The sequence below is a fragment of the Burkholderia sp. SRS-W-2-2016 genome, assembly GCF_001931485.1.
Lineage (GTDB): Bacteria > Pseudomonadota > Gammaproteobacteria > Burkholderiales > Burkholderiaceae > Paraburkholderia.
In genome coordinates, this window is record NZ_MSDV01000049.1 from 14,928 (window position 1) to 31,104 (window position 16,177).

A 16,177-nucleotide genomic window follows, 5' to 3' on the forward strand; every position below is an offset into this window, starting at 1 on the left:
GACACTTCCCCGCCATGACCTCTGCATCCCGTACCCGCTCCAAGTCGCCGCAGGCGTCGTTGTTCGACGACGCCGCACCCGTCTCCACCGAGACCCCGGCCCCCGCCAACTCCAGCGCTGCCGCGTCCCACCAGGCCTCGGGCCACACCGCCCCGCCGACGCTCGAAGCCCAGTTCGCCGCCCTCCCCGCGGCATGGCGCACGCACCTGAAGCCGTTCATCGACAGCGACGCCTACGCGCCGCTATGCCGTTTCGTCGACGGCGAGCGCGCGGCCGGCAAAACCATCTATCCGGCCGACGTATTCCGCGCACTGCGCCTGACGAGCCCCGACGACGTGAAAGTCGTGATCCTCGGCCAGGACCCGTACCACGGCGAAGACCGCGGCACGCCGCAGGCGCACGGCCTCGCGTTTTCGGTCGCGCCGCACGTGCGGCCGCCGCCGTCGCTGCGCAACATCTTCAAGGAAATCGCCGCGAGTCTCGGCCACGAAGCGCCGCCGCACGGCTGCCTCGACAGCTGGGCCAAGCAGGGCGTGCTGCTGCTGAACACGGTGCTGACCGTCGAACGCGACAGCGCCGCGAGCCACGCGAAACGCGGTTGGGAAAAGTGCACCGACACGCTGATCCACGAACTCGCGACCCGTCACGACGGCCTCGTTTTCATGCTGTGGGGCGCGCACGCGCAGGCCAAACGCGCGCTGCTCGGCGGCAAGTCGCACTGCGTGCTGGAGGCGCCGCATCCGTCGCCGCTGTCCGCGCATCGCGGTTTTCTCGGCTGCGGGCATTTCGCGAAGGCGAACGATTATCTAGAGCAGCACGGCCGCGCGCCGATCGACTGGCGGCTGCCGGACGAAGCAAAGATGCTCGCGTAACCGCTCACCCGGGCGGCCAATCAGGCCAAACGGACCAACCAGGCCGCGCCGAAAAACAAAAACGCCACGGATGGGATCACCATCCGTGGCGTTTTTTATTGCCCGCAAGCGCCGCCGGTCAGCGGCGCTGCGACGCGTTCAAGCCGGTATGGCTCAAACCGCGGCGATTGCCTCGCGCGCCGAGCTCAGCGCCGCGTTCGCAGCGTCCGGGCCCATGTTCAGGCCTTCGGCGTAGATGAAATTCACGTCGGTCATGCCGAGGAAGCCGAGGAAGCTCTTCAGGTACGGCGTCTGGCTGTCGTTCGGGGTGCCGAGGTACTTGCCGCCGCGAGCCGACACGATGTAGACCTTCTTGCCCGTCACGAGGCCTTCCGGACCGTTCGCGGTGTAGCGGAACGTGATGCCGGCACGCGCGATGAAGTCGAAGTACGTCTTCAGTTGCGACGAGATGCCGAAGTTGTACATCGGTGCGCCGATCACGATGATGTCGGCGGCTTGCACTTCGGCGATCAGCGCTTCGCTGCGCGCGGCGATCGCAGCCTGCTCCGGCGTGCGCTGCTCGGCCGGCGTGAAGAACGCGCCGAGCACGTCGTCGTCGAGGTGCGGCAGCGGCTCGGCTTGCAGGTTGCGGACGACGACTTGCGCGCCCGGGTTCGACTGTTGCAGCCTGGCGGTCAGCTCGTTGACGAGGAGCGTCGAGTTAGCGCCTTGCGAGCGGGCTGCCGAGTTGATTTGCAGAATCGTGGTCATGGTTGACTCCAGTAGGGGGCGCGCAGTGTTGCGCGAGTGGAGCCATTGTGTTTTTTTCCGGCCCGGCGAAAAAGCGGTCCGGCGGCGACGGATTGTTGCATGGGTGGGACAATCCGCGGTCGTCGCTCGCCGATTGGTGGCGGGACGGGCGACGATTGGCGAGTGGCGGCACGCGCGAACCAGCCGGTCACGCGGGCCGGAACACCCGCCAATGCGCGAGCCGACCGGCGCGCTGGCGCGCGGCCGGTCAGCTCGCCAGCCAGCGCTCGCGGGCCTTGCGCGTGGCCGGACGGTTATCGCCGACCGCGAGCTTGTAGCGCGCCACCTCGGGACCGTCGAGCTTCACCTGGGCGACACGCAGCTCGTCGCGGCGGAACGCATGCACTTCAAGCTTCGCGCCCGGCTGATAACGGCTCAACAACGCGTCGATATTGCCGCCGGTCACGCGCAGACCGTCGAGCGCGATCAGCACGTCGCCGGCGGACAGGCCCGCCTTCTGCGCGGCGCTGCCCTCGTGGACCGCCGCGAGCGTGCAATCCGCGCCGCCGCGCAACCGCACGCCGAGCGAGGGCTTGCCATTGCGGTCGACGTCCGGCGCGAGCGTCACGCCGAACGGCGCGAGCAGTTCCGCGAGCGGCAGATCGCGGGTGCCGCGCACGCCCTCGGCAAACAACTCGGCCAGTTGCGCGCCGGTCGCTTCCGCGAACAACGCCTCGACCTCGTTTTCGCCGACGCCGACCGGCTTGCCCTGATAGAAGTCGCGGCCGAAGCGCTGCCACAGCAGCCGCATCACGTCATCGAGCGATTTGCGGTTGCCGGTCTGCGCGCGAATCGTCAGATCGAATGCGAGCGCGAGCAGCGAGCCCTTCGTGTAATAGCTGACGATCGCATTCGGCGCGTTCTCGTCCTGGCGGTAGTACTTGACCCACGCGTCGAACGAACTTTCGGCGACGCTCTGCTTGAGCCGCCCGCTACCGCGCTGCACGCCGCCGACCACCTTGCCGAGCAGCCCGAAATAATCGTCCGGCGAAATCACGCCGCTGCGCACGAGGATCAGATCGTCGTAATACGACGTGAAGCCCTCGAACAGCCACAGCAGCGACGTGTAGTTCTCGACGCTCAGATCGTACGGCGCGAACGCGGCCGGCTTGATGCGCTTCACGTTCCACGTATGGAAGTATTCGTGACTGCACAGGCCGAGATAGGTCCGGTAGCTCTCGCTCATCGCGTCGCGGCCCTGCACCGGCAGATCGGTGCGGTTACAGATCAACGCGGTCGACGCGCGATGCTCGAGCCCGCCGTAACCGTCGGTGACCGCCTGGGTCATGAACACGTAGCGCTCGACCGGCGCCTTTTTCGACTTCGGCTCGAACAGCGCGATCTGCGCCTCGCAGATGCGCTTCAGGTCCTTGCACAACCGCTCCATGTCGAGCCCGACCACTCGACCGCCGATCACCACGTCGTGCGGCACGCCATGCGCGCTGAAGGTGGCGAGCGCGAATTCGCCGAGTGTCACAGGATGGTCGATCAGTTCGTCATAGTTCTGTGCGCGGTACTCGCCGAAGCCGTAGCGCCTGGTGCCGCGCGCTTCCGGCAACGCGGTCGCCACGCGCCAGCCGCGATACGCGGCGCCCTGCGGTTTCTGGATGTCGACCACGCACGGTGCTTCCTCGTGACCGAGCGGCGCAAGGAACACGCTGGTGCCGTTGAAGAATCCGATCGTGTCGTCCAGATGCGCGGCGCGCACCGACAGGTCCCACGCGTACACCTCGTAGCGCAGCGTCAGCGCACCCTTCACCGGCGCGGCCTGCCACGTGTGCTTGTCGATTTTCTCGACGCGCACCTTGCGGCCCGCGTCGTTGACCGCGCGCAGCGTGACGATGTTGCGCGCGAACTCGCGCACCATGTAGCTGCCCGGAATCCACACCGGCAACATGAAGCGCTGGCCGGCCGGATCGGGATCGGCCACGGTCACGGTAACTTCGAACAGGTGGGCGGCGGGTTGACTCGGAACGATGGTGTAGCGGATCGGCTTCATCGGTGGGAATTGGCAGAGGTCGGAAAATGAGACGAAGGAATTCGGAGCTTGATGCGAAAAGAGGCGCTGCGCGCGCCTCCTTTCGTCTTACGCGTTGCACGCCCGGGGCGCGCATCGCGGAGAATATTGCCCGCCAGTGTGCTTAATGCACCGCGGACATTTCGCGGTCCAGCCGCTCGGCCGGCACCGCGCCGGGCAGGCGGCGACCGTCGGCGAGGAACACCGTCGGCGTGCCTTCGACGTTCATCGAACGGCCGAGCGCGAGGTTTTTGTCGATCGCGCCGGTGTCGCAGGTCGCGGCGGCGGTCGGTGCCTGATGGTTCTGCATCCACGATTCCCACGCCTTCGCGCGGTCCGCCGAGCACCAGATCGACTTCGACTTGGCGGTCGAATCCGGCGACAGCACCGGGTACAGGAACGTGTAGACGGTCACGTTATCGATCGAATTCAGCGTGGTTTCGAGCTGCTTGCAGTACGGGCAGTTCGGATCGGAGAACACCGCGATCTTGCGCGCGCCGGTGCCACGCACCACCTTCACCGCGTTCGCGAACGGCAGGCTCGCGAAGTCGATCCGGTTGGTGTCCGACAGACGGGCCTCGGTCAGGTTCTTGCGCGTCTTCGCGTCGACCATGTCGCCGAGCATCAGGTAGTCGCCGTTGGCGTCGCTGTAAATGATCTGCGTGCCGAGGTTCACCTCGTACAGACCGGCGATCGGCGATTTCGTGATGCTCTTGATCGTCACGTCGGCCAGACGCGTTTGCAGCGTGGCTTTGAGCTTGTCGGTGGTCTGGTCGGCCTGGGCCGAGCAGCCGAGCGTGGCGGCAGCGATCGCGAGCGCCGCGGCTGCCATGCGGAAAGTCTTTTTCATGCTGGAGTCCTGGGGTTCAGTCGCGCATCGCGCGCTTTTTTCACGTTCGGCGGCGCTGTTCAGTACCGCGCCTTTATTCCGCGCTTTCCCACCGCTTCGGGTCGGATCGCAACCGGTCGATCCGCTCATGATACCTGCCCCGGCCGCGGTTAACCGGCCATCGGCTATCTTCGCGGCGCCTGACGGCAAGCAGCGGTTCGCCCTGGCGCGCAGCCAGGAGCGTAGCCGGCGCTCAGCCGAGCGCGGCCGACACCAGCCAGCGCTTGATGAACGGCTGCGCGCCGACGAACGCCATGCCGGTGTTGCGCACCGCGCGCGCGAGCGGGCCGGGCACCGCGAACAGCTTCTGCAGGCCGTCGGTGGCGATCATCAGCGCGCGGATGTCCTCGCGGCGCGAGCGTTCGTAGCGGCGCAGCAGCACCATGTCGCCGAGATCGCGAAACGATTCCTTGCCGGCGATCGTGCTGGCGAGCGCGGCGACGTCGCGCAAGCCGAGGTTCATCCCCTGGCCGGCGAGCGGATGGATCAGATGCGCGGCGTCGCCGACCAGCGCGACACGCGGCGCGACCAGCCGGTCCACCGTTTGCAGCGCGAGCGGGAAGCCTTGCGCGGGCGTCACGCATTCGAGCGCGCCGAACTGGCCGCCGCTCACCCGCTCCACTTCCGCCGCGAGCCGTTCCGGATCGAGCGCGAGCAGTTGCTCCGCGTGCTCGGTGCGCGCGGACCAGACCAGCGATACATGGCCGTCCGGCATCGGCAGCAGCGCGATGATTTCGCCGTCGCGGAACCACTGGTACGCGGTTTCTCCGTGCGGCCGCTCCGCCTTGAAATTGGCGACCACGCCGGTCTGCTTGTAGTCGCGCCGCCCCATCTTCGAGCCGATCTGCGCGCGCACCCACGAATGCGCGCCGTCCGCGCCGACCACGAGGTCGGCTGCGAGCACGTTGCCGTTGGCGAGGCCGACGCTGGCGCTGTCGGCGGTGAAATCGAGCGCCTGCGCGCGCGAGTCGATCCAGTTGAGATTCGGCTGGAAGCGCAGCGCCGCATCGAGCGAGCGTTCGATCACCGACGATTCGACGATCCACGCCAGCTGCGGCACCGATGCCTGGAAAGCGGAGAAATGGAGTTCGGCGTGCGCATCGCCGTAGACGCGCATGTCGTAGACCGGGCCGAGCCGCGCGTGATCGAGTGCCTGCCAGACCCGCAGCCGTTCGAGCAACGCCTGCGAACTCGACGACAACGCGTACACCCGCGAGTCGAAGGCGGCGCCGGCGGGCAGTGCCGCGCAGGGCTGCGCGAGCAGCGCGACGCGCAGTCCGGCTTGCGTGAGCGCGAGCGCCGCGATCTTGCCGACGAGCCCGCCGCCGATCACCGCGGCATCGAAAGTCTGGTGGTGTGCGTTCATCCGCGCATTATAGCCGCGGGGGTTGCGGGGGACGGATCGATGGGCGCGGCATTTGGCGCCCGCTGGAACGCGCTGCCGGGCTGGGGATAAAGGGTGCCGGCGCTAATGCGCGATGTGAGTGCTGTTAGTGCCTTGGTGCCGGTCAGTGCGCCGCGCCGCTGGCCGCGAGCGCCGCATTGGCCTCGCGCATGCGCATGAACTCGCGATCGGACGACAGGTTGCGCCACGCGGCCGCTTCGAGCTGCGCCTTGCGGTCGCGCTGATCGCCGCGTACCGCGCAGTCGGGGAACACGCGGTCGAACACCTGCCACAGCGAATCGAAGTCGTTCTTGTCGGCGAACCGCGCGATGTTCGCCCGGTCTTCTTGCGACAGATGGCTGGTCAGGCAGTCGACCGTCTGGCGGTCCGTGGTGGCCTGCGCTTCTTCGAAATTCGGCGCGACCCATGTGACGACGGCGCCCACCGCGATCGCGACCACGGCTGCGGTTCCCACCCATCCAATGATTCGCACGCTGCCCCCCGAGAAATAAGCTCCGCCAAGCTCTGCCGGCTCTGGACAAACGATTCTACAGTGGCTTTGGCCAAATGCACGGACCGGCCGCCGCAGGCGAACGGGTTACAATTGCGCTTTCCGTGAAAACTCGCACTCAATCGTCGAGCCAACGCCCCGATCGGGTGACTTGTCCGCTCCGCTGAGCCCGCCGCGCGCCGCCCTGCGCAACGGCGTTCCGGATCCCCGCCCAGCGTCGAGCGCATCACGCAACTTACTGATTCACTGAAGGATTTCCATGAGCCTCAAATGCGGCATCGTCGGCCTGCCCAACGTCGGCAAGTCCACCCTGTTCAACGCGCTGACCAAGGCGGGCATCGCCGCCGAAAACTACCCGTTCTGCACGATCGAGCCGAATGTCGGCGTGGTCGAAGTGCCGGACGCGCGTCTGAAGGCGCTCGCCGAAATCGTCAAGCCTGAGCGCATCATGCCGGCGGTGGTCGAATTCGTCGACATCGCCGGTCTGGTGGCCGGCGCGAGCAAGGGCGAAGGCCTCGGCAACCAGTTCCTCGCGAACATCCGCGAAACCGACGCGATCACGCACGTGGTGCGCTGCTTCGAGGACGAGAACGTGATTCACGTCGCCAACAAGGTCGATCCGCTGTCGGACATCGAAGTGATCAACACCGAACTCGCGCTCGCCGACCTCGCGACCGTCGAAAAGGCGCTCGCGCGCTACTCGAAGGCAGCCAAGTCGGGTAATGACAAGGAAGCCGCGAAGAACGCGGCGGTGCTGGAAAAGGTCCGCGCGCAGCTCGACCAGGCCAAGCCGGTCCGCGCGCTGCAACTGTCGGAAGACGAACAGGCGACCCTCAAGCCGTTCTGCCTGATCACCGCGAAGCCGACCATGTACGTCGCCAACGTGAAGGACGACGGCTTCGTGAACAACCCGCACCTCGACGCGGTCAAGAAGTTCGCAGCCGCCGAAAACGCGCCGGTCGTCGCCGTGTGCGCGGCGGTCGAAGCGGAAATCGCCGACCTCGACGAAGCCGACATGGAAGTGTTCCTCGCCGACATGGGGATGGACGAGCCGGGCCTGAACCGGGTGATCCGCGCGGGCTTCCGCCTGCTCGGTCTGCAGACCTACTTCACGGCCGGCGTGAAGGAAGTGCGCGCGTGGACGATCCACATCGGCGACACCGCGCCGAAGGCGGCCGGCGCGATCCACACCGACTTCGAGCGCGGCTTCATTCGCGCGCAGACCATCGGCTTCGACGACTACATCGCGTACAAGGGCGAACAAGGCGCGAAGGAAGCCGGCAAGATGCGCGCGGAAGGCAAGGAATACGTGGTGCACGACGGCGACGTGATGAACTTCCTGTTCAACGTCTAACCCACGTCCAACCGGGTATCCGGGGGCCGCGTCCGCGCGGCCCTCCACCGCTCAAGGGCTACGGTTGGATCAGCGACCAGCGCTCACCTTCGGCCACCGCTTCTTTAGTCAGCCTGATAAACAGCTGGGTCGCCAGCGCAAGGGGCGCCTCGCTGCGCGTGACGAGCCCCACCGGCGGCATGATCAGATTCATCTCGGTCCGCACGATCTTCAGCGCGGACAACCGGTCGAACTCCTCCGCGACCGGCTGCGGAAAGAAACAGAGCAGATTCGAACTCTGGATCAACGACAGATTCGCCATCACACTGACCGACTCGACAACCGGCTGCGGCATCGGCAAACGATGCGCGGCGAAAAAGCGGTTAATCGATTCACGCATCGGCGCGCCGCGAGCCGGCAAAATCCATTCGGCCTCCGTAAGTTCCTGCGTGGAAGCGACCGGCGTAGCGAAGATCGGATGACCGACCCGCGCGACCGTCGCGACGCGCTCGTCATAGAGACTTTCCCGCGCCAGCTTCGGCGCCGACGTATGCTCGGACAGCCGCGCCAGCACGCAATCCACCACACCGCTCAGTAGCGCTTCGATCAGCCACGTGATCGAGCCTTCCTGTAGCTCGACCGTCACGCGCGGCGCCTCCTCCCGCATGTTGCGAATCACCGTGCTCAGAAGCGTGGTGGCCGCGACCGCCGCGATGCCCACACGGACCCGTCCGCTCACGCCGAATGCGACTTCATCGACATCGGCTTTCATCAGGCGAACTTCGCCCAGCATGATCCGCGCGCGATCGATCAGCCGTTCCCCCGCGGCGGTCGGCTCGAGCCCGCTCGCGTCCCTGACGAAGATCGGCGCCTCGAACAATGCTTCGAGCTCCTGAAGCATCTTGCTCGCGCCCGGCTGACTCATCTGCAGCCGTTGGGCCGCTCGATGGACGCTGCGCTCCTCCGCCAGCACCAGCAGAAGCTCGAGGTGTTTGATTCGCAAGCGAGCAATAACGTGCCGTTCGTTCATTTCTGTCCCAATAACCCGTCGTTATCACCCAATAAACATTGAGTATTTTTTGTGCTCTGCGGCGCGCGTTAGATTTTCTTTCATTCCGCTAGCGCGCAGCATACAGCAGTGCCAGGAGACCTGCGACGCTCGCGGAATCTGTCGTTCGAACCGTTATTCAGCAACCCGTTTCGAGCACTTCGTCGCAACCTTTCCATACGTCCCGCCATGAAAAAAGCCGCGCTAATCAAATCTCTCGCCGTATCGTTTGCGGCGTGCCTGAGCCTCCTTTCCACCGCCCCGACCAGCGCCGCCGAAAACGAAATTGCCGTCACGCTTCTCGGCACCGGCACGCCCATTCTGAACGTCAACCGGTTCGGCATGAGCACGCTCGTCGAAGCCGGCAAGCAGAAGCTGCTGTTCGACGCGGGACGCGGCGCGGCGATCCGGCTTCACCAGACCTCGACGCCGTTGCGCGATATCGACGCGATCTTCATCACCCATCTGCACTCCGACCATCTGACCGGCTTGCCGGATATTTACGCCAGCGCACCGCTGCCGACCGACGACGGCCGGCGCGTCAAACCGCTGGAGCTTTACGGCCCGCAAGGGATCGACTCGGTCGCGAACGGCATTCAGACGCTGTTCGTCGAGAACAACCGGATTCGCGAAACCGGCAAGGAGGTCAACCCCGCCGCGACGTCGATCAATGTGCACACGCTCGCCGCGAAAGGCGGCGTGGTCTACGAGAAAGACGGCGTCGTGGTACGCGCGTTCCTCGTCGACCACGGTCACGTCCATCCGGCGTATGGCTACCGTATCGACTATGCAGGACGCTCAGTCGTGCTATCCGGCGACACCACCTACGCGCCGAATCTGGTCGAGAACGCGAAAGGCGCCGACCTGCTCGTGCACTGCGTTTCTGTCGGCAGCCGCGAGCTGGAAGCCGCGCATCCGGAGTACGTCAAACACTTCTACGAATATCTGGCGAACCCGGAGATGGTGTCGCGCATCCTGAACGAAACCCATCCCGGCGACGCGGTGCTCTCGCATATCTCGCTGTACAGCCGGGGCAACATTGCACGGGCGACGGACCAGGAAATCATCGAGCGCATCAGCCGGAAATACGACGGCAAGTTCGTGGTCGGCCAGGACCTGATGCGCTTCGTGGTGTCGGCCAACGGCGTTGCGCGCGTGCCGTACCAGCCGTCACAGCGCCAGCTCGAACCCACTAACTAAGCAATCCCCCACAGCGTCCCCTAATCGCGGTGCTCGCGCACCGCGCTTTCATCGCCATCACGCTATTGCACGGGCCCGCAGCAAAGCGCTGCTCCACGGGCCCGCACAGCGCGCGGCGGCTCGCACGCCGCCCACCACTTCAGAGCGTATCAACATGCAAACTTCCTTCACGACGCGCCGCGCGGCGCTCGCCGCTGTCGGCTTCGCGATCGCATCGTCGGCTTATGCGCAGTCGTCGGTGACGCTTTATGGCGTCGTCGATATCGGCATCAACTACTCGTCGAACACGCAAACCTCGGTCGGCGCAAACGGTGTGCCGGTGGGCCACAGTCAGACGTTTATCGCCGACGGCCTGAACGCCGGCAAGATGGGCAGCCGTTGGGGCATTCTCGGCAAAGAAGATCTCGGCGGCGGCCTGCAGGCGCTGTTCAATCTCGAGAACGGCTTTTCGATGGCGAGCGGCGGGTTCGCGCAAGGCGGCGCACTATTCGGCCGGCAAGCGTGGGTCGGTTTGAAATCCAACGTGCTCGGCACGCTGTCCGCCGGCCGGCAGTACGAGTTCACGACCGAGTACGTGGGCGTGCTGTCCGCGCTGGCGACCTTCGGCGGCGAGTTCTCCACTCACCCGGGCAACGCCGACGGCCTGCTGAACATTCGACGCGTGAACAATTCCATCAAGTACCAGAGCCCGGATTTTCACGGTATCAGCTTCGGCGCGCTCGTCGGTCTGGGGGGCGTGCCCGGCTCGATCTCGCAGAATTCGGTGTTGGGCGGCGGGCTGCGCTATAACGCCGGCGGCTTAGCGGCCGCGGTGAGCTACCTCAACGCGCGCAACCCGAATATTTCGGCCTATGGGATCAACCCCAACTCGGGCGGGGTCACGAGCAACAACCTCGGCTCGGCGGGCTCGGCAAGCTCGCCGCAATCGGCGCCCATCGTCGCGGGCTTCGCGTCGGCGAACACGCTGGAGGAAATCGCCGTCGGCGGCACGTACAAATTCGCCAGCGAGCAGGTCGGCGCGGTGTTCACCCGGACGGCCTTCAAGGGCCTCGGCAACACGAGTCAATCGGGACCGAACCCGCTCCATTTGCAGGGCAGCGTCCACATCAACAACGCGGAGGTCAGCTTCAAACACAATTTCACGCCGGCCCTGTCGGTCGCGGCCGCTTACGACTATGCGTGGGTGTCGAGCGTGGGCAACCTCGGAACCTCGCATTACCACCAGGTCTCGGCCGGCGGCGATTACGCGTTGAGCAAGCGAACCACGCTGTATGCGCTCGCCGCGTGGGAACAGGCGAACGGCACCAACTCGCTGGGCAAACCGGCGGTCGCGCAAATCGGCTTCATGAGCCCGTCGGCGACGAATCATCAGGTGGCGCTAACCGCCGGTATCGCGCATCGATTCTGACCGGCGCGCACGGCCGGACCGGATCGCGCGAGCTCGCGCGACTCACGCGGCATATTTCCGTTTCATGACAGCCGATGTTAAATTGCGGCTTCCGGCGCCCGCCACGAGCCTTTCGCGCCGTCCGGCTTTCGACGCCGGAATGTCATCGAACCAAAATAGAATCGCGCGATCCGCATCCGCGCCAGTGCGCATAGGAGACAAATCGATGAATTGCAAGCCGCTGTTCCGTTCGCTATCGGTCGCCGCAGTACTGAGCGTCGGCCTTAGCCAGGCCGCCCACGCCGCCACCGAAATCCAGTTCTGGCACGCGATGGAAGCCGCGCTCGGCGAACGTCTGAACGACATCGCGAACGACTTCAACAAATCGCAGAGCGACTACAAGATCGTGCCGGTGTTCAAGGGCACCTACGACCAGACGCTCGCGGCCGGCATCGCCGCCTATCGCAGCGGCAACGCGCCGGCAATCCTGCAGGTCTACGAAGTCGGCACCGCGACGATGATGCAGGCGAAAAAGGCGATCATTCCGGTCACCGAAGTATTCCGGAACGCCGGCGTGCCGCTCGACCAGAAGGCCTTCGTTCCGACCATCGCCAGCTACTACAGCGACTCGAAAACCGGCGAGCTGATCTCGATGCCGTTCAACAGCTCGACGCCGGTGCTGTACTACAACAAGGACGCGTTCAAGAAGGCCGGTCTCGATCCGAACCAGCCGCCCAAGACCTGGGCCGAACTGCACGCCGACGCGCAGAAGCTGAAGGCCGCGGGCATGTCGTGCGGCTACTCGTCGGGCTGGCAGAGCTGGATTCAGCTCGAGAACTACAGCGCATGGCACGCGGCGCCGTTCGCGTCGAAGAACAACGGCTTCGACGGCCTCGACGCGCAGCTCGAATTCAACAAGCCGCTGCAGGTCGCGCACATCCAGTTCCTGCAGAACATGGGTAAGGACGGCACGTTCACCTATGTCGGCCGCAAGGACGAACCGGTATCGAAGTTCTATAGCGGCGACTGCGGGATCATCACGAACTCGTCGGGCTCGCTCGCGACGATCAAGAAGTACGCGAAGTTCAACTTCGGCACCGGCATGATGCCGTACGACGAGAGCGTGAAGGGCGCGCCGCAGAACGCGATCATCGGCGGGGCGAGCCTGTGGGTGCTGTCGGGCAAGGACCCGGCCGTCTATAAGGGCGTCGCGCAATTCCTCGCGTACGTGGCCACCGCGCCGGTCGCCGCGAAGTGGCACCAGGACACCGGCTATCTGCCGATCACCACCGCCGCGTACGACCTGACCCGCCAGCAGGGCTTCTACGACAAGAACCCGGGCAGCGACACCGCGATCCGCCAGATGCTGAACAAACCGCCGCTGCCGTTCACCAAGGGCCTGCGTCTGGGCAACATGCCGCAGATCCGCACCGTGATCGACGAAGAACTCGAGCAGGTGTGGGCGGACAAGAAGACGCCGCAGCAGGCGCTCGACTCGTCGGTGTCGCGCGGCAACGACCTGCTGCGCCGCTTCGAAAAGGCCGGCAACTAAAAAAAGCCAACAACCTGGTTCTCAATCAAGTTGGCAACTGAGCCGGCCGCGCGGCCGGCACACCCGGGCGGCACATCCGCCGCCACCTGCTAACCGGGTTCCGGCGCCACCGCGCCGGCACCCGTCGTCGCAGCACACCGTGGAAACTTCGATGGAAAAGCGCTCCAGTTTCGGCACCAGCGCACTGCCCTACCTGCTGGTCGGGCCGCAATTGCTCATCACGCTGGTGTTCTTCCTGTGGCCGGCCGGCGAGGCGCTCTGGCAATCGACGCAAAGTCAGGACGCGTTCGGCACCTCCAGCCAGTTCGTCGGCCTCGCGAACTTCAGACAGCTCTTCGCCGATCCGCTGTATCTGGCGTCGTTCAATACGACGATCGTGTTCTGCGCGCTCGTCACCGTGTCCGGCCTCGTGATCTCGCTGCTGCTCGCGGTCTGCGCGGATCGCGTGACGCGCGGCGCGAAGCTCTATCAAACGCTGCTGATCTGGCCGTACGCGGTCGCGCCGGCGATCGCCGCGGTGCTGTGGACGTTCCTGTTCAACCCGAGCATCGGTCTTGTCACCTTCGCGCTCGCGCGTTTAGGCGTCACGTGGAATCACGCGCTGAATCCCGGTCAGGCGATGTTCCTCGTGGTGCTCGCATCGGTCTGGCAGCAGGTCAGCTACAACTTCCTGTTTTTCTACGCGGGCCTGCAGGCGATTCCGCGCTCGCTGATCGAAGCGGCCGCGATCGACGGCGCCGGTCCGGTGCGGCGCTTCTTCGGCATCGCGCTGCCGCTGCTGTCGCCGACCACGTTCTTCCTGCTGGTCATCAACATCACCTACGCGTTCTTCGACACCTTCCCGGTGATCGATGCCGCGACCGGCGGCGGCCCCGGCCAGGCGACCCGCACGCTGATCTACAAGATCTTCGCCGAAGGTTTCCAGGGACTCGACATCGGCAGCTCGGGCGCGCAGTCGGTCGTGCTGATGGTGATCGTCGTCGTGCTGACCGTCGTGCAATTTCGCTTTATCGAACGCAGGGTTCAATACTCATGATCGAGAACCGCCGCGGTTTCGACCTGTTCTGCCACGTGGCGCTGATCATCGGCGTCGCGCTGGTGGTGTTTCCGGTGTACGTCGCGTTCTGCGCGGCGACGATGAGCGAGCACGAGGTGTTCAGCGTGCCGCTGTCGCTGGTGCCGAGCACGCATCTGTTCGAGAACATCGCGACCGTCTGGACCCAGGGCACCGGCAACGCGGCCGCGCCGTTCAACCGGATGCTGTTCAACAGTCTGGTGATGGCGCTGGTGATCGCGATCGGCAAGATCTCGGTATCGATGATCTCCGCGTACGCGATCGTCTACTTCCGCTTCCCGTTTCGCACGCTCGCGTTCTGGCTGATTTTCATCACGCTGATGCTGCCGGTCGAAGTGCGGATTTTTCCGACCGTGCAGGTCGTGTCGTCGATGCATCTGAGCAATACCTACACCGGACTGACGCTGCCGCTGATCGCGTCGGCCACCGCGACTTTCCTGTTCCGCCAGTTCTTCAAGACGCTGCCCGACGAGCTGATGGAAGCCGCGCGGATCGACGGCGCGGGGCCGCTGCGGTTCTTCTGGGACGTGGTGCTGCCGCTGTCGCGCACCACGATGGCGGCGCTCTTCGTGATCACGTTCATCTACGGCTGGAACCAGTATTTGTGGCCGATCCTGATCACCAGCCAGCAGTCGCTGATCACCGCGGTGATCGGCATCAAGGGGATGATCGCGTCGGGCGACACCGCGACCGAATGGCATCTGGTGATGACCGCGACGCTGCTGGCGATGCTGCCGCCGCTGGTGGTCGTGCTGACGATGCAGCGCTGGTTCGTGCGCGGACTGGTGGATTCGGAGAAGTGAGCGGGCGCAACAGCCCTGCTTGAATCGAACCTGCGCGCCTCCCGCTCAACTCGAAGCGACGCGCCGCAAGCACTCAAAACAAAGGTTGGAACCGCATGGCCGCACTGACTCTACAAGGCGTTAAGAAGACCTACGACGGCAAACAGTTCATCCTGCACGGGATCGACGTCGATGTCGCCGACGGCGAATTCGTCGTGATGGTCGGTCCGTCCGGCTGCGGCAAGTCGACGTTGCTGCGGATGGTGGCCGGGCTCGAACGCATCTCCGACGGCCAGATTTCGATCGCCGGCAAGGTCGTCAACGAGCTGGAACCGAAGGACCGCAACATCGCGATGGTGTTCCAGAACTACGCGCTGTACCCGCATATGAGCGTCGCCGAAAACATGGGCTACGCGCTGAAGATCGCCGGCGTCGCGCGCGAGCAGATCGCCAGACGCGTGGAAGCGGCCGCGCAGATTCTCGAACTCGAACCGCTGCTGCAGCGCAAGCCGCGCGAGCTGTCGGGCGGTCAGCGGCAGCGCGTCGCGATGGGCCGCGCGATCGTGCGCGAACCGGCGGTGTTCCTGTTCGACGAACCGCTGTCGAATCTCGACGCACGGCTGCGCGTGCAGATGCGCCTCGAAATCCAGCGCCTGCATGCGCGGCTTCGCACCACCAGCCTGTACGTGACCCACGACCAGATCGAAGCGATGACGCTCGCGCAGCGCGTGATCGTGATGAACAAGGGGCACGCCGAGCAGATCGGCGCGCCGACCGAAGTCTACGAGCGGCCGGCCACGGTGTTCGTCGCGAGCTTCATCGGCTCGCCGGGGATGAATCTGCTCGAAGGCCGCGTATCTGACGACGGCTCGACCTTCGATGTCGCCGGCAACGGTCCGAAGCTGCCGCTCGCGGGGGTGCCGTCGATCGGCCGCGAAGTCGCGCCGGGCCGCGAATGGACGCTCGGCATCCGCCCCGAGCATATGAGCCCAGGCACCCCGAACGCGCCGCACGCGACGCTGACCGTCGACTCGTGCGAACTGCTCGGCGCGGACAATCTCGCGCACGGCCGCTGGGGCAAGCACGACGTGACCGCGCGGCTGCCGCACGCGCATCGTCCGGCGGCCGGCGAAGCGCTGCAGGTCGCGCTGCCGGCGCAGCATCTGCATTTCTTCGATCCGCAGACGGGACGGCGGGCGAACTGAGCGCGCGGCGACAACAACGGCGCGGCGCCTGGCTGCCCGCGCCGAAGCCACCGCGCTCCCGCGCGAGGCGCGCGTAACGCCGGGCCACGCGCCCGCTTCCCCCTGCCGCCCCGCCCCCGCCGCGAAGTACAAT

Annotated in this window: 15 protein-coding genes; 8 read left to right on the top strand and 7 right to left on the bottom strand. The window is 65.5% G+C overall.

What is annotated here, in order from left to right:
* The first annotated feature begins 14 nt into the window (after positions 1-14).
* Positions 15-872, top strand: coding sequence for a uracil-DNA glycosylase (locus BTH42_RS21265; RefSeq protein ID WP_075303071.1), 858 nt, complete (start codon positions 15-17; stop codon positions 870-872).
* Between the two features lie 153 nt (positions 873-1,025).
* Here BTH42_RS21265 and BTH42_RS21270 read toward each other — a convergent pair whose 3' ends face one another.
* The 5 genes from BTH42_RS21270 to BTH42_RS21290 form a co-directional block, all read right to left on the bottom strand.
* Positions 1,026-1,622: an FMN-dependent NADH-azoreductase gene (locus BTH42_RS21270; RefSeq protein ID WP_075303073.1), complete on the bottom strand. Its 597-nt coding sequence runs from the start codon at positions 1,620-1,622 to the stop codon at positions 1,026-1,028.
* A gap of 247 nt (positions 1,623-1,869) precedes the next feature.
* Positions 1,870-3,660 (bottom strand): M61 family metallopeptidase, encoded by a 1,791-nt coding sequence (locus BTH42_RS21275; protein ID WP_075303075.1) that lies wholly within the window; start codon positions 3,658-3,660, stop codon positions 1,870-1,872.
* A 142-nt stretch (positions 3,661-3,802) separates the two neighbouring features.
* Positions 3,803-4,528, bottom strand: coding sequence for a DsbC family protein (locus BTH42_RS21280; RefSeq protein ID WP_075303077.1), 726 nt, complete (start codon positions 4,526-4,528; stop codon positions 3,803-3,805).
* A 232-nt stretch (positions 4,529-4,760) separates the two neighbouring features.
* A complete protein-coding gene (locus BTH42_RS21285) occupies positions 4,761-5,933 on the bottom strand; it encodes a UbiH/UbiF family hydroxylase (RefSeq protein ID WP_075303079.1) in 1,173 nt (390 codons plus the stop codon).
* Between the two features lie 142 nt (positions 5,934-6,075).
* Complete coding sequence (locus BTH42_RS21290; RefSeq protein ID WP_256702117.1) at positions 6,076-6,426, bottom strand: hypothetical protein; 351 nt, start codon at positions 6,424-6,426, stop codon at positions 6,076-6,078.
* Between the two features lie 295 nt (positions 6,427-6,721).
* Between BTH42_RS21290 and ychF the strand changes: the two genes are divergently transcribed.
* The gene (ychF, locus tag BTH42_RS21295; RefSeq protein ID WP_075303081.1) at positions 6,722-7,816 is read left to right on the top strand and encodes a redox-regulated ATPase YchF; all 1,095 of its coding nucleotides are present in this window, start codon (positions 6,722-6,724) and stop codon (positions 7,814-7,816) included.
* 58 nt (positions 7,817-7,874) lie between these two features.
* On the opposite strand, the gene BTH42_RS21300 is transcribed toward ychF, so the two are convergent.
* On the bottom strand, positions 7,875-8,798 hold the full coding sequence (locus tag BTH42_RS21300; protein WP_075303083.1) for a LysR family transcriptional regulator: 924 nt from the start codon (positions 8,796-8,798) through the stop codon (positions 7,875-7,877).
* A gap of 234 nt (positions 8,799-9,032) precedes the next feature.
* Here BTH42_RS21300 and BTH42_RS21305 point away from each other — a divergent pair, with 234 nt between their 5' ends.
* Both BTH42_RS21305 and BTH42_RS21310 read left to right on the top strand, forming a co-directional pair.
* Positions 9,033-10,043, top strand: a complete 1,011-nt coding sequence (locus BTH42_RS21305) for an MBL fold metallo-hydrolase (protein ID WP_075303084.1) — start codon at positions 9,033-9,035, stop codon at positions 10,041-10,043.
* Between the two features lie 154 nt (positions 10,044-10,197).
* Entirely contained in the window at positions 10,198-11,451 is a 1,254-nt protein-coding gene (locus BTH42_RS21310; protein ID WP_075303086.1) for a porin, read from the top strand.
* A gap of 42 nt (positions 11,452-11,493) precedes the next feature.
* On the opposite strand, the gene BTH42_RS35545 is transcribed toward BTH42_RS21310, so the two are convergent.
* Positions 11,494-11,667 carry a hypothetical protein gene (locus tag BTH42_RS35545; RefSeq protein ID WP_178392208.1) on the bottom strand — a complete coding sequence of 58 codons (174 nt, stop codon included), beginning with the start codon at positions 11,665-11,667 and terminating at the stop codon, positions 11,494-11,496.
* Between BTH42_RS35545 and ugpB the strand changes: the two genes are divergently transcribed.
* The 4 genes from ugpB to BTH42_RS21330 all read left to right on the top strand — a co-directional run bounded on the left by ugpB (position 11,657) and on the right by BTH42_RS21330 (position 16,044).
* Positions 11,657-12,982, top strand: a complete 1,326-nt coding sequence (gene ugpB, locus BTH42_RS21315) for a sn-glycerol-3-phosphate ABC transporter substrate-binding protein UgpB (RefSeq protein WP_075303088.1) — start codon at positions 11,657-11,659, stop codon at positions 12,980-12,982. The genes BTH42_RS35545 and ugpB overlap by 11 nt on opposite strands.
* A 151-nt stretch (positions 12,983-13,133) precedes the next feature.
* Positions 13,134-14,018, top strand: coding sequence for a sn-glycerol-3-phosphate ABC transporter permease UgpA (gene ugpA, locus BTH42_RS21320; RefSeq protein WP_075303090.1), 885 nt, complete (start codon positions 13,134-13,136; stop codon positions 14,016-14,018).
* Positions 14,015-14,860, top strand: a complete 846-nt coding sequence (gene ugpE, locus BTH42_RS21325; RefSeq protein ID WP_075303092.1) for a sn-glycerol-3-phosphate ABC transporter permease UgpE — start codon at positions 14,015-14,017, stop codon at positions 14,858-14,860. Before ugpA ends, ugpE begins: the two co-directional genes overlap by 4 nt.
* A 95-nt stretch (positions 14,861-14,955) precedes the next feature.
* Positions 14,956-16,044: a sn-glycerol-3-phosphate import ATP-binding protein UgpC gene (locus BTH42_RS21330; RefSeq protein ID WP_075303094.1), complete on the top strand. Its 1,089-nt coding sequence runs from the start codon at positions 14,956-14,958 to the stop codon at positions 16,042-16,044.
* Positions 16,045-16,177: the final 133 nt, after the last annotated feature.

What these genes read in the sequence shown, in the direction of transcription:
- BTH42_RS21265 (WP_075303071.1), top strand. Translation starts at nt 15, where the DNA reads ATGACCTCTGCATCCCGTACCCGCTCCAAGTCGCCGCAGGCGTCGTTG.
- BTH42_RS21270 (WP_075303073.1), bottom strand. Translation starts at nt 1,622, where the DNA reads ATGACCACGATTCTGCAAATCAACTCGGCAGCCCGCTCGCAAGGCGCT.
- BTH42_RS21275 (WP_075303075.1), bottom strand. Translation starts at nt 3,660, where the DNA reads ATGAAGCCGATCCGCTACACCATCGTTCCGAGTCAACCCGCCGCCCAC.
- BTH42_RS21280 (WP_075303077.1), bottom strand. Translation starts at nt 4,528, where the DNA reads ATGAAAAAGACTTTCCGCATGGCAGCCGCGGCGCTCGCGATCGCTGCC.
- BTH42_RS21285 (WP_075303079.1), bottom strand. Translation starts at nt 5,933, where the DNA reads ATGAACGCACACCACCAGACTTTCGATGCCGCGGTGATCGGCGGCGGG.
- ychF (WP_075303081.1), top strand. Translation starts at nt 6,722, where the DNA reads ATGAGCCTCAAATGCGGCATCGTCGGCCTGCCCAACGTCGGCAAGTCC.
- BTH42_RS21305 (WP_075303084.1), top strand. Translation starts at nt 9,033, where the DNA reads ATGAAAAAAGCCGCGCTAATCAAATCTCTCGCCGTATCGTTTGCGGCG.
- BTH42_RS21310 (WP_075303086.1), top strand. Translation starts at nt 10,198, where the DNA reads ATGCAAACTTCCTTCACGACGCGCCGCGCGGCGCTCGCCGCTGTCGGC.
- ugpB (WP_075303088.1), top strand. Translation starts at nt 11,657, where the DNA reads ATGAATTGCAAGCCGCTGTTCCGTTCGCTATCGGTCGCCGCAGTACTG.
- ugpA (WP_075303090.1), top strand. Translation starts at nt 13,134, where the DNA reads ATGGAAAAGCGCTCCAGTTTCGGCACCAGCGCACTGCCCTACCTGCTG.
- ugpE (WP_075303092.1), top strand. Translation starts at nt 14,015, where the DNA reads ATGATCGAGAACCGCCGCGGTTTCGACCTGTTCTGCCACGTGGCGCTG.
- BTH42_RS21330 (WP_075303094.1), top strand. Translation starts at nt 14,956, where the DNA reads ATGGCCGCACTGACTCTACAAGGCGTTAAGAAGACCTACGACGGCAAA.